This window comes from Zwartia sp. (assembly GCF_049655405.1).
Classification (GTDB): Bacteria; Pseudomonadota; Gammaproteobacteria; order Burkholderiales; family Burkholderiaceae_B; genus Zwartia.
On record NZ_JBASJR010000001.1, the window covers coordinates 154796 to 172325 of the forward strand.

The 17530-nt window shown below is 53.5% G+C and carries 12 protein-coding genes and 1 pseudogene; 9 read left to right on the plus strand and 4 right to left on the minus strand.

Going from position 1 to position 17530, the window contains the following annotated elements:
- Position 1 precedes the first annotated feature (1 nt).
- The 9 genes from acnD (at position 2) to efp (ending at position 13335) form a co-directional block, all read left to right on the plus strand.
- The gene (gene acnD / locus WBJ47_RS00715; RefSeq protein ID WP_422244628.1) at positions 2-2596 is read left to right on the plus strand and encodes a Fe/S-dependent 2-methylisocitrate dehydratase AcnD; all 2595 of its coding nucleotides are present in this window, start codon (positions 2-4) and stop codon (positions 2594-2596) included.
- Between the two features lie 72 nt (positions 2597-2668).
- Positions 2669-3850 (plus strand): 2-methylaconitate cis-trans isomerase PrpF, encoded by a 1182-nt coding sequence (gene prpF, locus WBJ47_RS00720; protein WP_424585270.1) that lies wholly within the window; start codon positions 2669-2671, stop codon positions 3848-3850.
- A 36-nt stretch (positions 3851-3886) separates the two neighbouring features.
- Positions 3887-4279 carry a hypothetical protein gene (locus tag WBJ47_RS00725; protein WP_422242824.1) on the plus strand — a complete coding sequence of 131 codons (393 nt, stop codon included), beginning with the start codon at positions 3887-3889 and terminating at the stop codon, positions 4277-4279.
- Positions 4279-4551, plus strand: a complete 273-nt coding sequence (locus WBJ47_RS00730) for a GNAT family N-acetyltransferase (protein ID WP_422242825.1) — start codon at positions 4279-4281, stop codon at positions 4549-4551. Before WBJ47_RS00725 ends, WBJ47_RS00730 begins: the two co-directional genes overlap by 1 nt.
- A gap of 103 nt (positions 4552-4654) precedes the next feature.
- Complete coding sequence (gene acnB, locus WBJ47_RS00735; RefSeq protein WP_422242826.1) at positions 4655-7234, plus strand: bifunctional aconitate hydratase 2/2-methylisocitrate dehydratase; 2580 nt, start codon at positions 4655-4657, stop codon at positions 7232-7234.
- A gap of 163 nt (positions 7235-7397) precedes the next feature.
- Entirely contained in the window at positions 7398-10103 is a 2706-nt protein-coding gene (gene acnA / locus WBJ47_RS00740) for an aconitate hydratase AcnA (RefSeq protein WP_422242827.1), read from the plus strand.
- 99 nt (positions 10104-10202) lie between these two features.
- The gene (locus tag WBJ47_RS00745) at positions 10203-11417 is read left to right on the plus strand and encodes a DUF2863 family protein (protein WP_422242828.1); all 1215 of its coding nucleotides are present in this window, start codon (positions 10203-10205) and stop codon (positions 11415-11417) included.
- 2 nt (positions 11418-11419) lie between these two features.
- Positions 11420-12709: an elongation factor P maturation arginine rhamnosyltransferase EarP gene (earP, locus tag WBJ47_RS00750; RefSeq protein WP_422242829.1), complete on the plus strand. Its 1290-nt coding sequence runs from the start codon at positions 11420-11422 to the stop codon at positions 12707-12709.
- A gap of 68 nt (positions 12710-12777) precedes the next feature.
- Positions 12778-13335, plus strand: coding sequence for an elongation factor P (gene efp, locus WBJ47_RS00755; protein ID WP_422242830.1), 558 nt, complete (start codon positions 12778-12780; stop codon positions 13333-13335).
- Between the two features lie 78 nt (positions 13336-13413).
- On the opposite strand, the gene WBJ47_RS00760 is transcribed toward efp, so the two are convergent.
- From WBJ47_RS00760 to WBJ47_RS00775, 4 genes and pseudogenes are all read right to left on the minus strand, one after another.
- Complete coding sequence (locus tag WBJ47_RS00760; RefSeq protein ID WP_422242831.1) at positions 13414-13665, minus strand: YkgJ family cysteine cluster protein; 252 nt, start codon at positions 13663-13665, stop codon at positions 13414-13416.
- A gap of 26 nt (positions 13666-13691) precedes the next feature.
- Positions 13692-14186 carry a DUF1178 family protein gene (locus WBJ47_RS00765; protein ID WP_424585271.1) on the minus strand — a complete coding sequence of 165 codons (495 nt, stop codon included), beginning with the start codon at positions 14184-14186 and terminating at the stop codon, positions 13692-13694.
- Positions 14187-14261: 75 nt separating this feature from the next.
- Complete coding sequence (locus WBJ47_RS00770; RefSeq protein ID WP_422242833.1) at positions 14262-15998, minus strand: ABC transporter ATP-binding protein; 1737 nt, start codon at positions 15996-15998, stop codon at positions 14262-14264.
- Positions 15999-16091: 93 nt separating this feature from the next.
- Positions 16092-17528: pseudogene (locus WBJ47_RS00775) on the minus strand (ABC transporter permease); the annotation flags it as partial.
- Between the last annotated feature and the right edge of the window lie 2 nt (positions 17529-17530).

Here is a 17530-nt window from a genome sequence, read left to right on the forward strand (position 1 = left end):
TATGAATACTGCGAATCGCAAACCTCTTCCTGGCACCAACCTCGACTACTTTGACACCCGTGCGGCTGTCAATGCGATCAAGCCTGGTGCTTATGACACGCTGCCCTACACCTCGCGTGTGCTGGCTGAAAATCTGGTGCGTCGTTGCGACCCTGCAACGCTGGTCGCTTCTTTGACGCAAATCATCGAACGCAAGCGCGATCTGGATTTTCCCTGGTTTCCTGCCAGGGTTGTGTGCCATGACATTCTTGGGCAAACCGCCCTCGTGGATTTGGCAGGCTTGAGGGATGCGATCGCAGCGCAAGGCGGAGATCCCGCACTCGTCAATCCGGTTGTTCCGACACAATTGATTGTCGATCACTCTCTGGCAGTCGAATGCGGCGGTTTCGATCCGGACGCGTTTGAGAAAAACCGTGCCATCGAAGATAGACGCAATGAAGATCGTTTCCATTTTATTAACTGGACAAAAAAGACCTTCAAAAACGTTGACGTGATTCCTCCCGGCAACGGCATCATGCATCAGATCAATCTGGAGCGCATGTCGCCCGTGATTCATGCTCAAGAGGGTGTCGCCTTTCCTGATACCTTGGTTGGCACAGATAGTCACACGCCGCATGTGGACGCACTTGGCGTGATCGCCATTGGCGTGGGCGGCTTAGAGGCAGAGAGTGTCATGCTTGGTCGTGCCTCTTGGATGAGACTGCCTGACATTATTGGTGTGGAGCTCACTGGCAAATTGCAGCCTGGCATCACCGCCACTGATTTAGTGTTGGCGCTCACAGAGTATTTGCGTAGTCAAAAAGTTGTGTCGTCCTACCTCGAGTTTTTCGGCGAAGGTGCAGCACATCTCACACTCGGCGACCGTGCAACGATTTCAAACATGACGCCAGAGTATGGTGCGACGGCTGCGATGTTTTACATCGATCAGCAAACTATCGACTATCTGACCTTGACGGGTCGCGAGGCTGAGCAAGTCAAACTTGTTGAGACTTATGCCAAGCATGCAGGACTCTGGGCCGATAGCCTCAAGACCGCTGAGTATGAGCGTGTCTTACATTTCGACTTGTCCACTGTTGTACGCAACATCGCGGGCCCTTCTAATCCACATCGTCGTGTCGCCACGACAGATCTGGCCGCTAAAGGCATTTCCGGCAAGGTAGAAAACGAACCAGGTCTGATGCCTGATGGCGCTGTCATTATTGCGGCGATTACGAGCTGTACCAATACAAGCAATCCGCGTAATGTGATTGCTGCGGGCCTGTTGGCTCGCAATGCAAACGCGCGCGGACTGACACGCAAGCCTTGGGTCAAAAGCTCATTGGCACCTGGCTCGAAGACTGTTGAGCTTTATCTCGACGACGCGAAACTATTGCCTGAGTTGGAAAAACTCGGCTTTGGCATTGTGGCGTTTGCTTGCACGACCTGTAACGGGATGAGCGGCGCGCTGGACCCTGTGATTCAACAAGAGATCATTGATCGCGATCTGTACGCGACAGCTGTCTTGTCCGGCAACCGTAATTTTGACGGCCGCATTCACCCCTATGCCAAGCAAGCGTTTCTGGCCTCGCCTCCCCTAGTAGTGGCCTACGCGATCGCGGGCACGATCCGCTTTGACATCGAGCGCGATGTGCTGGGTATCGACCAGCATGGCAAACCCGTCATGCTCAAGGACATCTGGCCCTCGGACGAAGAGATTGATGCCATCGTCAAAGCCAGCGTCAAGCCCGAGCAGTTCCGCAAGGTGTATGAGCCGATGTTCGCCGTGTCGGTGGACACTGGTGAGAAACTCAGTCCACTGTATGACTGGCGCCCACAGAGTACCTACATCCGTCGCCCTCCTTACTGGGAAGGTGCTCTCGCGGGTGCGCGTGAACTAAAAGGCATGCGCCCACTAGCGGTGCTGGGTGACAACATCACGACGGATCACTTGTCTCCTTCGAATGCCATCATGCTCGATAGCGCAGCTGGCGAATACCTTGAGAAAATGGGCTTGCCGGAAGAGGACTTCAACTCCTACGCGACCCATCGAGGCGACCATTTGACTGCGCAGCGCGCGACGTTTGCCAACCCCAAGCTTCTTAACGAGATGGTGTTGGAAAACGGCAAGGTCAAGCAGGGCTCACTGGCGCGTATTGAGCCAGAGGGCAAGGTCACACGCATGTGGGAAGCAATCGAGACCTATATGGAACGTAAACAGCCATTGATCATCGTGGCAGGTGCGGACTATGGCCAAGGCTCCTCGCGCGACTGGGCAGCAAAAGGGGTTCGCCTTGCGGGTGTCGAAGCCATTGCGGCCGAGGGCTTCGAGCGTATCCACCGCACCAATCTGGTGGGCATGGGCGTTCTTCCGCTTGAATTTAAAGCCGGTGTCGATCGCAAGACCTTACAGCTCGATGGCACTGAAATCTATGACGTGCTGGGTAAACCCACGCCGCTCGCGACCTTGACCCTCGTCATTACTCGCAAAAACGGTGAAAGGCTCGAGGTTCCGATGACTTGTCGTCTCGATACTGCAGAAGAAGTCTCGATCTACGAAGCAGGCGGTGTCTTGCAGCGTTTCGCCCAAGACTTCCTCGAATCTACTGCAGCGGCATAACCACCCAAGCGGGCCCTCACTGAGGGCCCGACCGAACTCCACTGAGAGCTATTTACTTTAGGAAACTTTCAAATGGCGCATGCACCTCAAATTAAAGTTCCCGCCACCTATATGCGTGGCGGTACGAGCAAAGGCGTTTTCTTTCGCTTGCAGGATATGCCGCCCGCCACACAGGTGCCTGGTGCAGCCCGCGACGCACTGCTGATGCGCGTCATTGGCAGCCCAGACCCTTACGGCAAACAGACAGACGGCATGGGAGCGGCAACATCCAGCACGAGTAAAACTGTCATTTTGGCTAAAAGCACGCGTCCAGATCACGACGTCGATTACTTGTTTGGCCAAGTCTCCATTGACAAGCCTTTCATCGACTGGAGCGGTAACTGCGGCAACCTGTCTGCGGCGGTAGGCCCTTTTAGCATCAGCAATGGTCTGGTTGATCCTAGCCGTATCCCACAAAACGGCATCGCCACAGTCAGAATCTGGCAAGCGAATATTGGCAAAACCATCATCTCTCACGTGCAGATGACCAACGGTGCCGTGCAGGAAACAGGTGATTTTGAACTCGATGGCGTAACCTTTCCCGCCGCTGAAGTTCAGCTAGAGTTTATGGATCCTGCAGCCGAAGAAGAAGGCGGCGGCGGCGCAATGTTCCCGACGGGTAACCTCGTGGACGATCTGGTCGTTCCTGGCGTGGGTACGCTCAAAGCGACCATGATTAACGCCGGCATCCCTACTATTTTTATCAATGCAGAGGCCGTCGGCTACAAAGGCACCGAACTTCAGGACGACATCAATAGTGACCCCAAAGCACTTGAGATGTTTGAAAAAATTCGTGCCCACGGTGCTGTACGTATGGGACTCATTAGTCATCTTGACGAAGCGGCTAAGCGACAACATACCCCCAAGGTCGCATTTGTCGCCCAACCTACCGATTACATCGCCTCAAGTGGCAAAGCAATCTCAGCCTCCGATATCAATGTATTGGTTCGCGCGTTATCGATGGGCAAACTCCACCACGCCATGATGGGTACGGCGGCTGTCGCCATCGGTACTGCAGCGGCCATCCCCGGTACGCTGGTCAATCTTGCTGCAGGTGGCGGCAACTTGGACGCAGTGCGTTTTGGTCATCCGTCAGGTACGCTACGAGTGGGTGCACAGGCTGATAAAGTAGATGGGGAATGGCAAGTCAAAAAAGCCATGATGAGTCGCAGTGCGCGTGTGCTCATGGAAGGCTGGGTTCGCGTTCCGGGCTAATCCGCGCGAATACATATCAACGATCAAGCAGGCTGTATGCAACAATATTTTTCTCACGCACTCGTTCTGACCTTTACGTTTTTCATCACATGCTCCTTTGTGTTTTTTATCTCAGGCGCTTACTTGTGGTTTTACAAGATCAACGAGGTCAATCACCGTTTTAAACATCCCTATTTGCGTGAACGTAGATTCGCAGACTTGCCCATCAGTATCAGATTGACGATTACGCTGGACTATTTTTTGCGTATCCTGTTTCACAAATCTAACGCCTCGTTCGCTAGCAACGCCAATCGTTTGTTGTCGCACGTGGATCCAGTCAACTTGCCCATGAGCGTTCGCTGGCCCATTGTCGGCCTTTGGGGCAGCTGTGCGGTGGGACTCGTTGCAATGTTAGGACTTTGGGCGCTTTTGATTATGGGATCTAACTAATGAACACCATTGAACACAACGTCACAGGCAAATGCTTTGAGCTCAAGCTCGAAGGACATCGTTGCGTACTGGACTACACACTGAACAATCAAGTGATGACCGTAACGCATACCGGAGTCCCGAGCGAGCTTGGTGGACGCGGTCTCGCGGCCGAAATCACAAAGTTTGCGCTCGACTATGCGCAGGCACAGGGCTGGAAGGTGGTGCCTCAGTGCAGCTACGTCGCGGCTTACATCAAAAAACACTCGGAATATGCACCACTCGTTAATTAAGTATTTCTTATATTATGGTCTTATATAAGATATAAGACACTTGCGACTCCAAGATCTTCCCTCTACAATCAAAATATCCTTCACCACATAGAAAGGCGCTCACATGCTACAAGCCTATCGCCAACACGTTGCCGAACGCGCAGCCCTTGGTATTCCTCCCCTTCCGCTTTCAGCTCAGCAAACTGCTGATCTCATTGAACTGCTCAAAGCACCTCCAGCAGGTGAAGGCGATGCACTCGTCGAGCTGATCACGTATCGCGTGCCAGCAGGCGTGGATGATGCTGCTAAAGTCAAGGCGTCATACCTTGCTGCCGTTGCGTTAGGCTCAGAGAAATGTGCACTGATTTCGCGTGCCAAGGCGACAGAGTTGCTGGGCACGATGCTTGGTGGCTACAACATTGGGCCGCTGGTTGAGCTGCTGGATGACAAAGAAGTCGGCACAATTGCTGCAGACGGCCTCAAGAAAACATTGTTGATGTTTGACGCATTCCACGATGTCAAAGAAAAAGCCGCTAAAGGCAATGCCAACGCTAAAGCTGTGATGCAAAGCTGGGCGGATGGCGAGTGGTTTACCAGCCGCCCCGAAGTCCCAAAAAGTCTCAAAATTACTGTGTTGAAAGTGACGGGCGAATCCAATACGGATGATCTGTCTCCTGCTCCTGATGCGTGGAGCCGTCCTGATATTCCTTTGCACGCACTGGCGATGCTCAAGAATCCCCGTCCAGGCATTGAGCCTCAGGAGCCAGGCAAGACTGGCCCCGTCAAGTTCATCAATGACCTCAAGAAAAAGGGCAACCTCGTTGCTTACGTGGGTGACGTGGTTGGAACTGGCTCCTCGCGCAAGTCCGCGACGAACTCCGTTTTGTGGTTCACGGGCGAAGACATTCCTTTTGTGCCGAACAAGCGCTTTGGTGGCGTCTGTCTGGGTAACAAAATTGCTCCGATTTTCTACAACACGATGGAAGATGCCGGCGCGCTCCCAATCGAACTCGATGTCTCCAACATGAACATGGGTGACGAGATCGAGTTGCGCCCTTATGACGGTGAAGCATTGAAAGATGGCAAAGTCATCGCAAAGTTCCAAGTCAAATCGGATGTATTGTTTGACGAAGTCCGTGCCGGTGGACGTATTCCTCTGATCGTCGGCCGCGGCCTGACCGGTAAAGCACGTGAGGCACTCGGTCTGCCACCATCGAACTTATTCCGCTTGCCACAAAATCCTGCCGCCTCCAACAAAGGCTTTACCTTGGCGCAGAAAATGGTGGGTCGTGCATGTGGCTTGCCTGAAGGCCAGGGCGTCCGCCCCGGTGCCTACTGTGAGCCCAAGATGACTTCCGTTGGCAGCCAGGATACTACTGGCCCAATGACACGTGACGAATTGAAAGACCTCGCCTGCTTGGGCTTTTCTGCCGATCTCGTCATGCAATCGTTTTGCCACACTTCGGCCTATCCAAAGCCTGTTGACGTCAAAACACATCACACACTGCCAGAGTTCATGAGCAACCGTGGTGGAATCTCACTGCGTCCAGGTGATGGCGTGATTCACTCCTGGCTCAACCGTATGTTGTTGCCCGACACAGTGGGCACAGGTGGTGATTCACACACACGTTTCCCAATCGGCATCAGCTTCCCAGCGGGTTCTGGCTTGGTGGCGTTTGCTGCAGCGACTGGCGTGATGCCTCTGGATATGCCTGAGTCAGTACTGGTCCGATTTAAAGGAAAAATGCAACCTGGCGTCACTTTGCGTGACCTGGTGAGCGCGATTCCCTTGTATGCGATCAAAGCTGGCTTGATGACAGTAGACAAGTCAAACAAGATCAACATTTTCTCTGGCCGCATTCTTGAAATCGAAGGTTTGCCAGACCTCAAAGCCGAGCAGGCCTTTGAATTGTCGGACGCTTCGGCTGAGCGCTCCGCTGCGGGATGTACTGTTCGCCTGAACAAAGAACCCATCATCGAATACATCAACAGCAACATTGTGATGTTGAAGTGGATGATCGCGAATGGTTATGAGGATGAGCGCAGCTTGATGCGTCGTATTCAGGCGATGGAAGCCTGGTTGGCCAACCCACAGTTGCTCGAGCCCGATGCAGATGCCGAATACGCAGCCGTCATTGAAATCGACCTGGCCGACATTCACGAGCCAATCGTGGCCTGCCCGAACGATCCTGATGACGTCAAAATGTTGTCCGAAGTCGCTGGCACCAAGATTGACGAAGTGTTCATCGGTAGCTGCATGACCAACATCGGTCACTTCCGTGCAGCCTCCAAGCTGCTCGAAGGCAAGCGCGACATGCCCGTCAAGCTCTGGATCGCACCACCGACCAAGATGGATGCGACACAGTTGACTGAAGAAGGTCACTACGGTGTCTTTGGCTCGGCAGGTGCGCGCACTGAGTCCCCCGGCTGCTCGCTGTGTATGGGTAACCAAGCACAAGTGCGCGAAGGTGCCACTGTCATGTCCACCAGCACACGTAACTTCCCCAACCGTCTGGGTAAAAATACCAATGTGTATTTGGGCTCGGCCGAATTGGCAGCGATTTGTTCGAAACTGGGTCGCATTCCGACCAAGGAAGAGTACATGGTAGACATGGGCGTGCTCAAAGACAGCAGCGCAGAAATCTACAAGTATCTCAATTTCGATCAGATTCCTGACTACAAAGACGTCGCTGACGCCATCTAAGTCTGTTTTCCCGGTAGATCCGAACGATCTGACTGGAATACACCTTTAGATCTGCTTAGCTCCTCAAATCCTCCTGTGGATATATTCACAGGAGGATTTTTTATTGTGCGCGCGATCTGTGGCTGGTGTAGGATAAAGAGATCAACACCTTGGAGCGTACGCCATGAAACACGACACCCTGAACACGCTTAAAAAATTCAAAATCGGCAAAAAAGAAGCACACTTTTATTCGCTACCGGCACTCGGTGCGTCTCTTGGCATCGACATCTCTCGACTGCCGATGTCGATCCGGATTGTGTTGGAGTCCGTGCTGCGAAACTGCGACGGTAAAAAAGTCACTGAGAGTCACATTCGCGAGCTTGCAGCGTGGAAGCCCAATAGTAAACGCGAGCTTGAAATCCCCTTTGTGGTGGCGCGTGTCGTCCTTCAGGACTTTACGGGTGTACCTCTGCTTGCTGATCTCGCTGCGATGCGCGCAGTTGCCAAGAAAATGGGTAAAGAAGCCAAAGCCATCGAGCCTTTGGTGCCCGTTGACTTGGTCGTCGATCACTCTGTGATGATTGATTATTTTGGAACCAAAGATGCGCTTGATCTCAACATGAAGGTTGAGTTTTCACGCAATAAGGAACGTTACCAATTTTTGAAATGGGGCATGCAAGCATTTGATACGTTTGGCGTGGTGCCCCCAGGCTTTGGGATTGTCCATCAGATCAACCTTGAGTATCTCGCGCGCGGTGTACATCACGATAAAAAACATGATGTGTACTACCCAGACTCACTCGTCGGTACCGATAGTCACACCACCATGATTAACGGTATTGGTGTCGTGGGCTGGGGCGTAGGCGGCATTGAGGCCGAAGCCGGTATGCTGGGCCAGCCTGTTTACTTTTTAACCCCCGATGTAGTGGGTGTCGAGCTCACGGGTGAGTTGCGTGGCGGTGTTACCGCGACAGACCTCGTGCTGACCATCACAGAACTGTTGCGCAAAGAAAAAGTAGTGGGCAAGTTTGTCGAATTTTGTGGCCCCGGAACCGCCAAGCTGTCCGTGACGGACCGTGCCACTATCGGCAATATGGCGCCTGAGTATGGCGCGACGATGGGATTTTTTCCCGTCGATCACCGAACCATCGAGTATTTCAAAGGCACCGGTCGCACCAAAGATGAGGTCCATGCACTCGAGGCTTATTTCAAGGCACAGGAAATGTTTGGCGTGCCAAATGCTGCCGATATCAACTTCACCAAAGTCGTCAAACTAGATCTCGGTTCGGTGGTGCCCTCTCTTGCTGGCCCTAAACGTCCGCAAGATCGAATTGAAATCGGCGATGTAAAGAAAACCTTTAAAAAGCTTTATGCGAAACCGATTGCGGATAATGGCTTTAATCAACCAGCCGCCAAGCTCAGCAAAGCATTTACAACAGCCACAGGCAAGACTCTGCATAACGGCGACATTTTGATCGCAGGAATTACCTCGTGCACCAATACGTCTAACCCCAGCGTGATGTTAGCGGCAGGTTTGCTGGCTAAAAAAGCAGTCAAAGCGGGTCTTAAAGTGCCTGCTCATGTGAAAACATCACTCGCACCCGGCTCTCGCGTCGTCACCGAATATCTTGAGCGCGCGGGCCTGTTGCCCTATCTGGATCAGCTCGGTTTTGATGTGGCGGCCTATGGTTGCACGACCTGCATTGGCAATGCTGGCGATCTGGCAGCGGACTTTAATCAAGCCATTATCGACAACGACCTCATCTGCGCAGCAGTGCTGTCAGGCAACCGGAACTTTGAAGCGCGCATTCATCCCAATTTGAAAGCAAACTTTCTTGCCTCACCTCCTTTGGTGGTCGCCTACGCGCTGGCGGGCAATATGATGCGTGACTTGATGACCGAACCCGTTGGTGAAGGCAAACATGGACCAGTCTACCTTGGTGATATTTGGCCGACCGCGAAAGAAGTTGAAAAACTGATGCACTTTGCGATGGATCCTAAAGTGTTCCGAAGCAACTATGCCAAGGTCGAGAAAAAACCAGGCAAGCTCTGGCAAAACATTGAGGGTGTGACTGGAGATGTCTACGACTGGCCACTTTCCACCTATATCGCCGAGCCGCCATTTTTTGATGACTTTACAATGGAGCCCAAGCCAATGCCTGCCGTGAGAGGTGCGCGTACCTTGGGTATATTTGGTGACTCGGTCACGACCGACCACATTTCACCAGCCGGCTCTATTAACGAAACTTCTCCCGCTGGCCAGTGGTTGCTGGCGCACGGTGTTCAAAAGGCCGACTTCAATAGTTATGGCTCCCGACGGGGCAATCACGAGATCATGATGCGGGGTACCTTCGCCAATGTTCGCATCAAAAATCTCATGATTCCTGCCAGACCTGATGGGTCACGCGTTGAAGGTGGCCAGACCTTGATGCAACCAAGCGGTGAACAAGTATCGATTTATGATGCCGCGATGCAGTACGTGGCCACTGGCATCCCGACTGTTGTGTTTGGTGGCGAAGAATATGGCACAGGTTCGTCGCGAGACTGGGCCGCAAAGGGCACTCAACTGCTGGGAGTCAAGGCAGTCGTCGCCCGGAGTTTTGAGCGTATTCACCGCAGCAATTTAGTCGGGATGGGGGTGTTGCCTCTGCAATTCAAGGGTCACGACAATGCCCAATCCCTGGGCTTGACGGGTGAGGAAACCTTTGACGTCGAAGGCCTTGAAAGCGGAATTGTGCCGCAACAGGACGTGACTTTGGTCATTCATCACCCCAATGGCTCTAGCCAACGCATCGCGGTGTTACTCCGCATCGACACTCCTATCGAAGTGGATTACTACCAGCATGGGGGGATTTTGCCCTTTGTATTGCGACAATTGATTGCTGCTTAAGAGGAAGATCCGACCATAGCCGACAAATGTAAGCGATTGGAAGCGAAGGGAAGATAGTTCGTTACACTAGACTTCTTTTGTCGGCAGGCACGCAAACTCATGGCTCGTCTTCGTTCGACCCCTGGCTCCACCCGTTTGACGCGAGATGCTTCGCGTCTGGTGGCACTCGCACTCGCGCTTCATAGTTCTGGCAGTCGGGTCGAGGATCGCTATTGGGAAACCGAACTGGCCACCATCCTGCTCAAGTTGATGCGGACAAAGAACGACTCTGCAATCGATGCTGCGCTCGACCATCTGTCACAGACGCATTTAGGTGGCTATGAGGTTCTAATCGAGCAAGCTGAAACGCTGTCGGAGTCTTGTGTCCTGACGCAGGACAGCAAGCGCTATGACGTTTTGCTCTTGGTCGCACCACTCGTCGCATGGACGCGCTACAGCATTCCCGCCATTGAGCTGCCAACCGCTTCAGCCCAAGCCTTACGTGAGCACCTGCAAGCACACGTGCTGGCAAGCAACACTCAGGTTGCACTTTTTCCTCACCTGACCAGCCTCGACCAAATGCCCCGCACCTTTTGCGAGACCTGGGACTGGTTACAAAAGCTTGGCCTGGCCGCGCTAGGAACGTCTTACACAGCACCCACTTTAAATAGTGAGCCAGAAGCGTTCAACATGCTGGCCGACACACGTTATCTCGTAGCTGCTGTGGCTGTGCCAGAAGGGCAGCCTTTATTTCGCTGGCAAGAAGAGCCAGGAGAACTTGGTCAAGCCCGAGAAGGCTGCCTGGAGAAATGGGCCGCAGACACAAAGAGCATTTTTTCAGGCCTTTTGCCAGGTTGCGGCTTTGAGATTTTGACTCCCGATGCCTATTACGTGAGTAATAGAGATGCTGATCGCTGTGTGCGCCCTCTCTCAGTCAAGGCGGCAGTCTCCTGGTTAGGGGCTGCGCTCAATATCGAAGCGGCACAACTTCGGGCCGTAGTGGCGGGTTGTGGTGAGCGTCGCGTGGACGAATACCGGATTGGCTTTACTCAAAAGAATCAAAACGAGGTGGTTTACGGCTGCCTGTGGCCAATGTATGGACGCGAAGATGATCAGCCTCTGTTGGATCATGAGCCCCCTCCTGTTGAAACAATTGATGAGATCGTTGCACTGCTCAAAGAGTGTGGTGTCAACGACATTCGTCGCTTGCCAGGCATCCTGACACCTGAGTTTTGCGAAGACTGCGGCGCGCCCTACTTTCCCAACCCGAATGGTGAAATGGTGCACGCCGAACTTCCAGAAGACGCAGAAACAGCACCCGCGCATTTTCACTAAACATGCACGCAGATATTTTTTGCCGGGTGGTCGATAACTTTGGCGATATCGGTGTGACATGGCGTTTAGTGCGCCAACTCCAGCGCGAGCATGACTGGCGAGTCAGACTCTGGGTCGATGACCTGAACAGTTTTCAGCGACTGGAGCCGCGCGTATCCTTTGCTGCCACTCAACACATCGAGGGTATCGAAATCATCCATTGGCCACAGTCAACCGACTTCACGCCCGCGCCAATCGTGATTGCGACTTTTTCTTGTGATTTGCCAGACCAGTATGTCGAAAACATGCGTGCGCAGCGCAATCAAGCTGCTGCAAGACTCGAATGCCTGTGGATCAATCTTGAATACCTGAGTGCCGAGGACTGGGTCGAAGGCTGCCATGGACTTCCATCCCTACGCACTGACGGCTTATCCTCGTATTTTTTCTTCCCGGGTTTCACGGAGCAAACAGGTGGGTTACTGCGTGAAACCGCACTAATCGCCCAACGCAATGCCTGGCAAATAGATCGTGCCGCGCAACGCGCCTTCCTGGAAAAGCTGGGCTTAAGCCCAGTTGCGGTTGCTGCGCTTTTTCCTGTCACGCGGGACCAGCCAGCAGCCAGGCTCGTCAATTTATTTTGCTACAACAACACGCCTGTCGCCTCACTGATCGAAGTACTTCGCGACGACTCACGACCAACAGTCTTGCTCATCCCCGAAGGCATTCACCCGCAATATGCGTCTGGACACCAGGGACAGCTATTCATTGAACGTGTGCCGTTTTTACCTCAAACTGAATACGACAAAATCCTCTGGACCGCCGATCTGAACTTTGTCCGTGGTGAGGATTCTATTGTCCGCGGAATATGGGCAGGCAAGCCCTTGATCTGGCAGATCTACCCCCAGACAGAGAACACCCATCTGGAGAAATTACGGGCATGGTTAGCGCTAACGGGATTGCCTGAGGATATTTGCAATGTCATGATGCGCTGGAATCCAGAGAGTACGCAGAGCGATTCTGCTGCCGCAGAAAAATGCGCGGCGGCGGCAGAACTCGGCCGTCAAATAAATCTATCCGGCTATAAAAACACCAACTGCGACAGCGATACTCCAGTAAACCGGACTCAAATCGCTGGGTTTGCAAGCGCACTGCAGCGACAGCTCAAACCAGAAAACTTCCTCGTCTGGCAGCAACATGCACACCGCTTCTGCACCAGTCAAACGGCTCAGACTGACTTGGCTACCGCGCTGACGACGTTCTGCCTGAGCAAGTTAAGCGGGCAAAGCAAATTTACCCCAGAAAGGCTAAAATAGAAGGCTTTTCTATCCCTAACTCCGGCTTGTACAGTCCCGGAGACTAATAGCTACCGGAGTTTATTCGAATGAAAACAGCACAAGAGCTGCGCGTCGGCAACGTGATCATGATCGGCAAAGACCCAATGGTCATTCAACGTGCCGAGTACAGCAAGTCAGGCCGTAACGCCTCTGTCGTCAAATTCAAATTCAAAAACCTGCTGACCGGTTCAGGCGCAGAAAACGTTTGCAAAGCAGACGAAAAATTCGAATTAGTCGTCCTCGATCGTAAAGAGTGCTCCTACTCGTACTTTGGCGACCCAATGTACGTGTTCATGGACGCTGATTTCAACCAGTACGAAATCGAAGCTGAAAGCATGGGTGATGCCATGCACTACCTCGAAGAAGGCATGCCAGTTGAGGTTGTGTTCTATGACGGCCGTGCAATTTCTATCGAATTGCCCACGATGCTTGTTCGCGAGATCGTCTACACCGAGCCAGCTGTGCGCGGCGACACCTCAGGCAAGGTCATGAAGCCTGCAAAGATCAACACAGGTCATGAGTTGCCTGTGCCCTTGTTCTGCGCGATCGGCGACAAGATTGAGATCGACACACGCACTGGCGAGTACCGTAGCCGCGTGATGTAAAAATGATGTATGTATTGCTAACAGTTTAAAAGCTGTTTAAACAATCCCGCCCTGCTGATCAAGCCAGGCGGGATTTTTTTATCGCGTTGCGCGTTCTAGCTCAGCAAGCCAATGCAGGGCATACGTTCGATCGGTACCGCACATTTCGACTGAAGGCTGGAGTCCTCCGCAAAACGCGGGTCGCTCAGGCAAACCAAAAATCGCACAGCGAAAGTCTTGTTGCAGATGGATACACGGCACGCCAGCAGGCTTGCCTTGAGGCATCCCGGGTATTGGACTGGTGATGGAGGGTGCGATGCAACAAGCCCCGCAATCAGGACGACAAAGCATAGGGGGTTCTTTTGCTGTGACAGCGGTCACTGCAACTGATCGGCATCAAGAAAGTCTGGCAAGGCCACAACAGAAATCCCGTCTTCGACCAGGGCCTCACGCTCCTCGGGGGTCGCGGTTCCACGAATCGGACGTTCTTCGGACTCACCTTCGTGAATCCGGCGGGCTTCTTCGGCGAAACCCGATCCGACGTTTTCAGTATTGCGCACTAACTCGCGCATCTGCTGCATGATGGCGGCTTGGATTTGAGCCAACTGAAGCGCCTCAGGCGAAGAGGCGACGACGGTTTCACGTGAGGTGCTCGCGCCGGCTCCACTGGCCTCAGAGGCACGTGGCTCGGCATCAAAATGTCCGACATTTAATCTGGGGGCAGATAAACGCTTTTCGATGGTGGCGCTGTGACACATGGGGCATGTCAGCATGCCGCGGCTTTGCTGCGAGTCGTAATCCTCATGCGAGCCGAACCAACCTTCAAAAAGGTGGCCATGCTCACACTGCAAATCGAAAACTTTAAGTCCCATATACCTAATCTGAGGGCAATGTTGTAAATAACAAGTCTGACAAAGTATAACGGAGACCCTCAGCAGACAGGCACATCACCCTAAACGGGGCACGGCAGCTAACAATTCTCTTGTCACCGCACTCTTGGGGGCCTGAAGCACTTGGGTTGCTTCTCCAAACTCGACCACCCTGCCCGCATCCATGACCACCACGCTATCAGCCAAATACTCCACCACACCAAAGTTGTGGGTAATGAACAAGTAGGCCATGCCAGTCTCTTTTTGCAAATCAGTCAATAAATCAAGGATTTGCGCTTGCACCGACACATCAAGTGCCGAGGTCGGCTCATCTAGAATCAAGACCTCTGGTTCGACCGCCAGCGCGCGGGCGATGGCAATGCGTTGACGCTGTCCACCCGAAAACTCATGCGGATAACGATCTCCAGCATCCGAAGGCAAGCCAACACGTTCCAGAAGTGACGAAATACGCTGGGATTGCTGTAAGGCTGTCCACTCAGGCCGGAGTGCCGCAATGCCCTCATGCAAAATCTCCCGCACCCGCATGCGTGGATCAAGTGAAGCAAAAGGATCTTGAAAGACAATCTGGATCCGACGCCGCAGTGCTTTCAGTTCTGTACGCGAGGCCGTCAATACATTTTGCTCACCCAGTCGAGCAGCACCCGAAATCAAGGCAGAAGAATCGAGCAATCTCAACAGCGCTTTAGCAACCGTTGTCTTGCCGCAGCCTGAGGCACCAACCAGTGCGAGCGTTTCACCTCGTTGCAGAGAAAAGCTCACGCCTTGCACGGCTTGATTGATGCCCACTTGCCTGCGGAGTAAACCCTTGCGAATGGGGTAACCGATCTGCAACTGCTCGACTACCAATGCAGGCAAAGAGAGTAAGTGTTGTGTGGGCTCGGGCAAAGATGAAAAGGCCGAGTGATCGTCAGCACGTGCCACCGAACGCAATGCATGAGCAGGCGGCGCGACAGCAAGCGATGAAGCTGCACTCAAGCGCTGACCACGTTTGGCAAATGTTGGAATCGCCGCAAACAACTCGCGCGCATACGGATGCTTCGGTGCTCTGAAAAACTGCTCAGCGGGCGCGGTCTCGACGATTTCACCAAAACGCATCAGCGCCACGGTATCCGCCACGTCACGCACCACAGCCAGATCATGGGTGATCAATAAAACCGCCATGCCAAGCTCTTGTTGTATATCGCGAATCAAATTCAAAACCTGTGCCTGCACTGTCACATCTAGCGCGGTGGTAGGCTCATCCGCAATCAACAACTCCGGCTCTGCAGCCAAGGCAATCGCGATCATGATGCGCTGTTTTTGTCCACCGGAAAACTGAAAGGGATAATCATCGATCCGCTGCTCAGGAGCGGGAATCCCCACGCGCTGCAACCACTGTATCGCTCGACTGCGCGCGGCCGTCCCACGCAAATCGGTATGTGTGACAATCGCCTCGCACAACTGATCGCCCACACGCAGTACGGGGTTGAGACTCGTCCCAGGTTCCTGAAAAATCATGCCTGCACGTCCACCGCGCACCGTCCGCATGGAAGACTCAGACAAGGTGTTGATATCGATTGCGCCCACCACGATTTGGCCTTGTGTGACGCGCAAAGCCTCTGGCAATAGCCTCATCAGCGCGAGAGCGGTCATGCTTTTGCCCGAACCAGACTCACCCACCAACGCAAAAGTCTCACCACGATGAACAGTCAACGCCAAAGCTTGTACCGCATGTCGCCACGCCTCACCCGTATCAATCACGACATCTAGGCCATGGACGTCGAGCACCTGCGCCCGATCATTTCCCCCTCTCATTGGCAAGGCTGCCGCACCGAATCGCTCGGGAGAGGCCGCTAAAGATGCAACAGCAGCATTCCTTGTACTGACGGCTGGCGCTGTCCCTTTTTCGCCTGAAAGCTTAAAGCGTCTCGGGCGAAACATGCGAGAACGCGGATCAAAGGCATCTCGCACCGCATCGGCAAACAAATTCGCTGCCAAGACCAGCGCCAGCATAAAAACAAAGGCTGCGAGTAGGTTCCACCAGATCATCGGGTCACGCGACATTTCGAAACGAGACTTTTCGATCATGGAACCAAAGGAATTCATACTCGGATCGACGCCAATCCCGAGGTAGGACAACACGGCCTCGTACAAGACCAGACCAGAAAACTCCAGCACCACCGTGATCAGAACAATATGCATGACGTTTGGCAGCAGGTGCCGCGCCATAATGCGCCAATTAGAAATCCCGAATGCACGGGCAGCTTGCACATACTCGAGCTCACGTAATTTGAGAGCCTCGGCTCGCAACAACCGACACAAGCCTGCCCAGCCGGTCAATCCCAAAATCATGCACAACAGAAAGAGACGCAAATCCGCACGCTGAGCCGCAGTGGGAAACAAACCCGGATGGGTATCGATATAGACCTGCATCATCAACACGCAAGCCGCAATCAACAGCACGCCCGGAATAGAGGTCAACGTGGTGTAGACGTACTGAATCACATCGTCGATCCAGCCTTTGAAATACCCAGCAGAAATACCGAGAATCAGCGCGGGCGGCAGCATCGCGACAGTGGTCAGGCTACCGATCACCCAGGCGGTACGAATACTTTTTAAAGCCTGCCACAACACATCATTGCCCGTGCGATCCGTACCGAGCACGTGATAACCCGTGGCCAAACCAAACACGATTCCCAGTAACAAACACAGCACAAAAACCGTGAACAACATCGCGCGCCAAGGTAGCTCGGTCTCGCCGCGGGCGATCTGTCTAAAAACCTCAGCGCGTGAACCTTGACCCACACACAACACCGTCACACCAGAGAGCAACAGCGCCACCAAGGCACCCGCCAACAATCCCAACCCAGCTCTGCGTCCCACATCGCTGCCCCACTCCGCAGCCGGATCCTCGAGGTGTCTTCCGCCAAACCGCAGACGCGGAAAATCTCGCGTGGGTGCGCCCCCCTCCTGCAGCATCGATTCTTTGGTGAACTGCAACCAAGCCAAAGGTGCAGAGTAGGTTTTTTCGGGACGCACAAAGGCGGTGTCTTCAAGCAACACATCCAGCAATGAAACGACCTTGGGTGCGTAAACCGGTGCGGCATTCGCAGACGCACCTGCCACAGCCGGCAAGCGCGGCTGAAAATGCATGGAGTCGAGCAAGCCGATCACGACAAAGACCGAGAGCACCACGGCCGAACACATCGCAGGCGCGCTGCGCGCCACTCTCGACCACGTTGCACGCAAATTGCGGGAACGTGAGACATGCCAGGCATAGATGAGCGTCGCAGCAAACAGTACGAAGATCGCGATATCAGTCCAGAGGAAAACAATTTTAGGCATGG

Excerpts from the sequence above, each read along its gene's own strand:
- acnD (WP_422244628.1), top strand. The coding sequence starts at position 2 with ATGAATACTGCGAATCGCAAACCTCTTCCTGGCACCAACCTCGACTAC.
- prpF (WP_424585270.1), top strand. The coding sequence starts at position 2,669 with ATGGCGCATGCACCTCAAATTAAAGTTCCCGCCACCTATATGCGTGGC.
- WBJ47_RS00725 (WP_422242824.1), top strand. The coding sequence starts at position 3,887 with ATGCAACAATATTTTTCTCACGCACTCGTTCTGACCTTTACGTTTTTC.
- WBJ47_RS00730 (WP_422242825.1), top strand. The coding sequence starts at position 4,279 with ATGAACACCATTGAACACAACGTCACAGGCAAATGCTTTGAGCTCAAG.
- acnB (WP_422242826.1), top strand. The coding sequence starts at position 4,655 with ATGCTACAAGCCTATCGCCAACACGTTGCCGAACGCGCAGCCCTTGGT.
- acnA (WP_422242827.1), top strand. The coding sequence starts at position 7,398 with ATGAAACACGACACCCTGAACACGCTTAAAAAATTCAAAATCGGCAAA.
- WBJ47_RS00745 (WP_422242828.1), top strand. The coding sequence starts at position 10,203 with ATGGCTCGTCTTCGTTCGACCCCTGGCTCCACCCGTTTGACGCGAGAT.
- earP (WP_422242829.1), top strand. The coding sequence starts at position 11,420 with ATGCACGCAGATATTTTTTGCCGGGTGGTCGATAACTTTGGCGATATC.
- efp (WP_422242830.1), top strand. The coding sequence starts at position 12,778 with ATGAAAACAGCACAAGAGCTGCGCGTCGGCAACGTGATCATGATCGGC.
- WBJ47_RS00760 (WP_422242831.1), bottom strand. The coding sequence starts at position 13,665 with ATGCTTTGTCGTCCTGATTGCGGGGCTTGTTGCATCGCACCCTCCATC.
- WBJ47_RS00765 (WP_424585271.1), bottom strand. The coding sequence starts at position 14,186 with ATGGGACTTAAAGTTTTCGATTTGCAGTGTGAGCATGGCCACCTTTTT.
- WBJ47_RS00770 (WP_422242833.1), bottom strand. The coding sequence starts at position 15,998 with ATGAGAGGGGGAAATGATCGGGCGCAGGTGCTCGACGTCCATGGCCTA.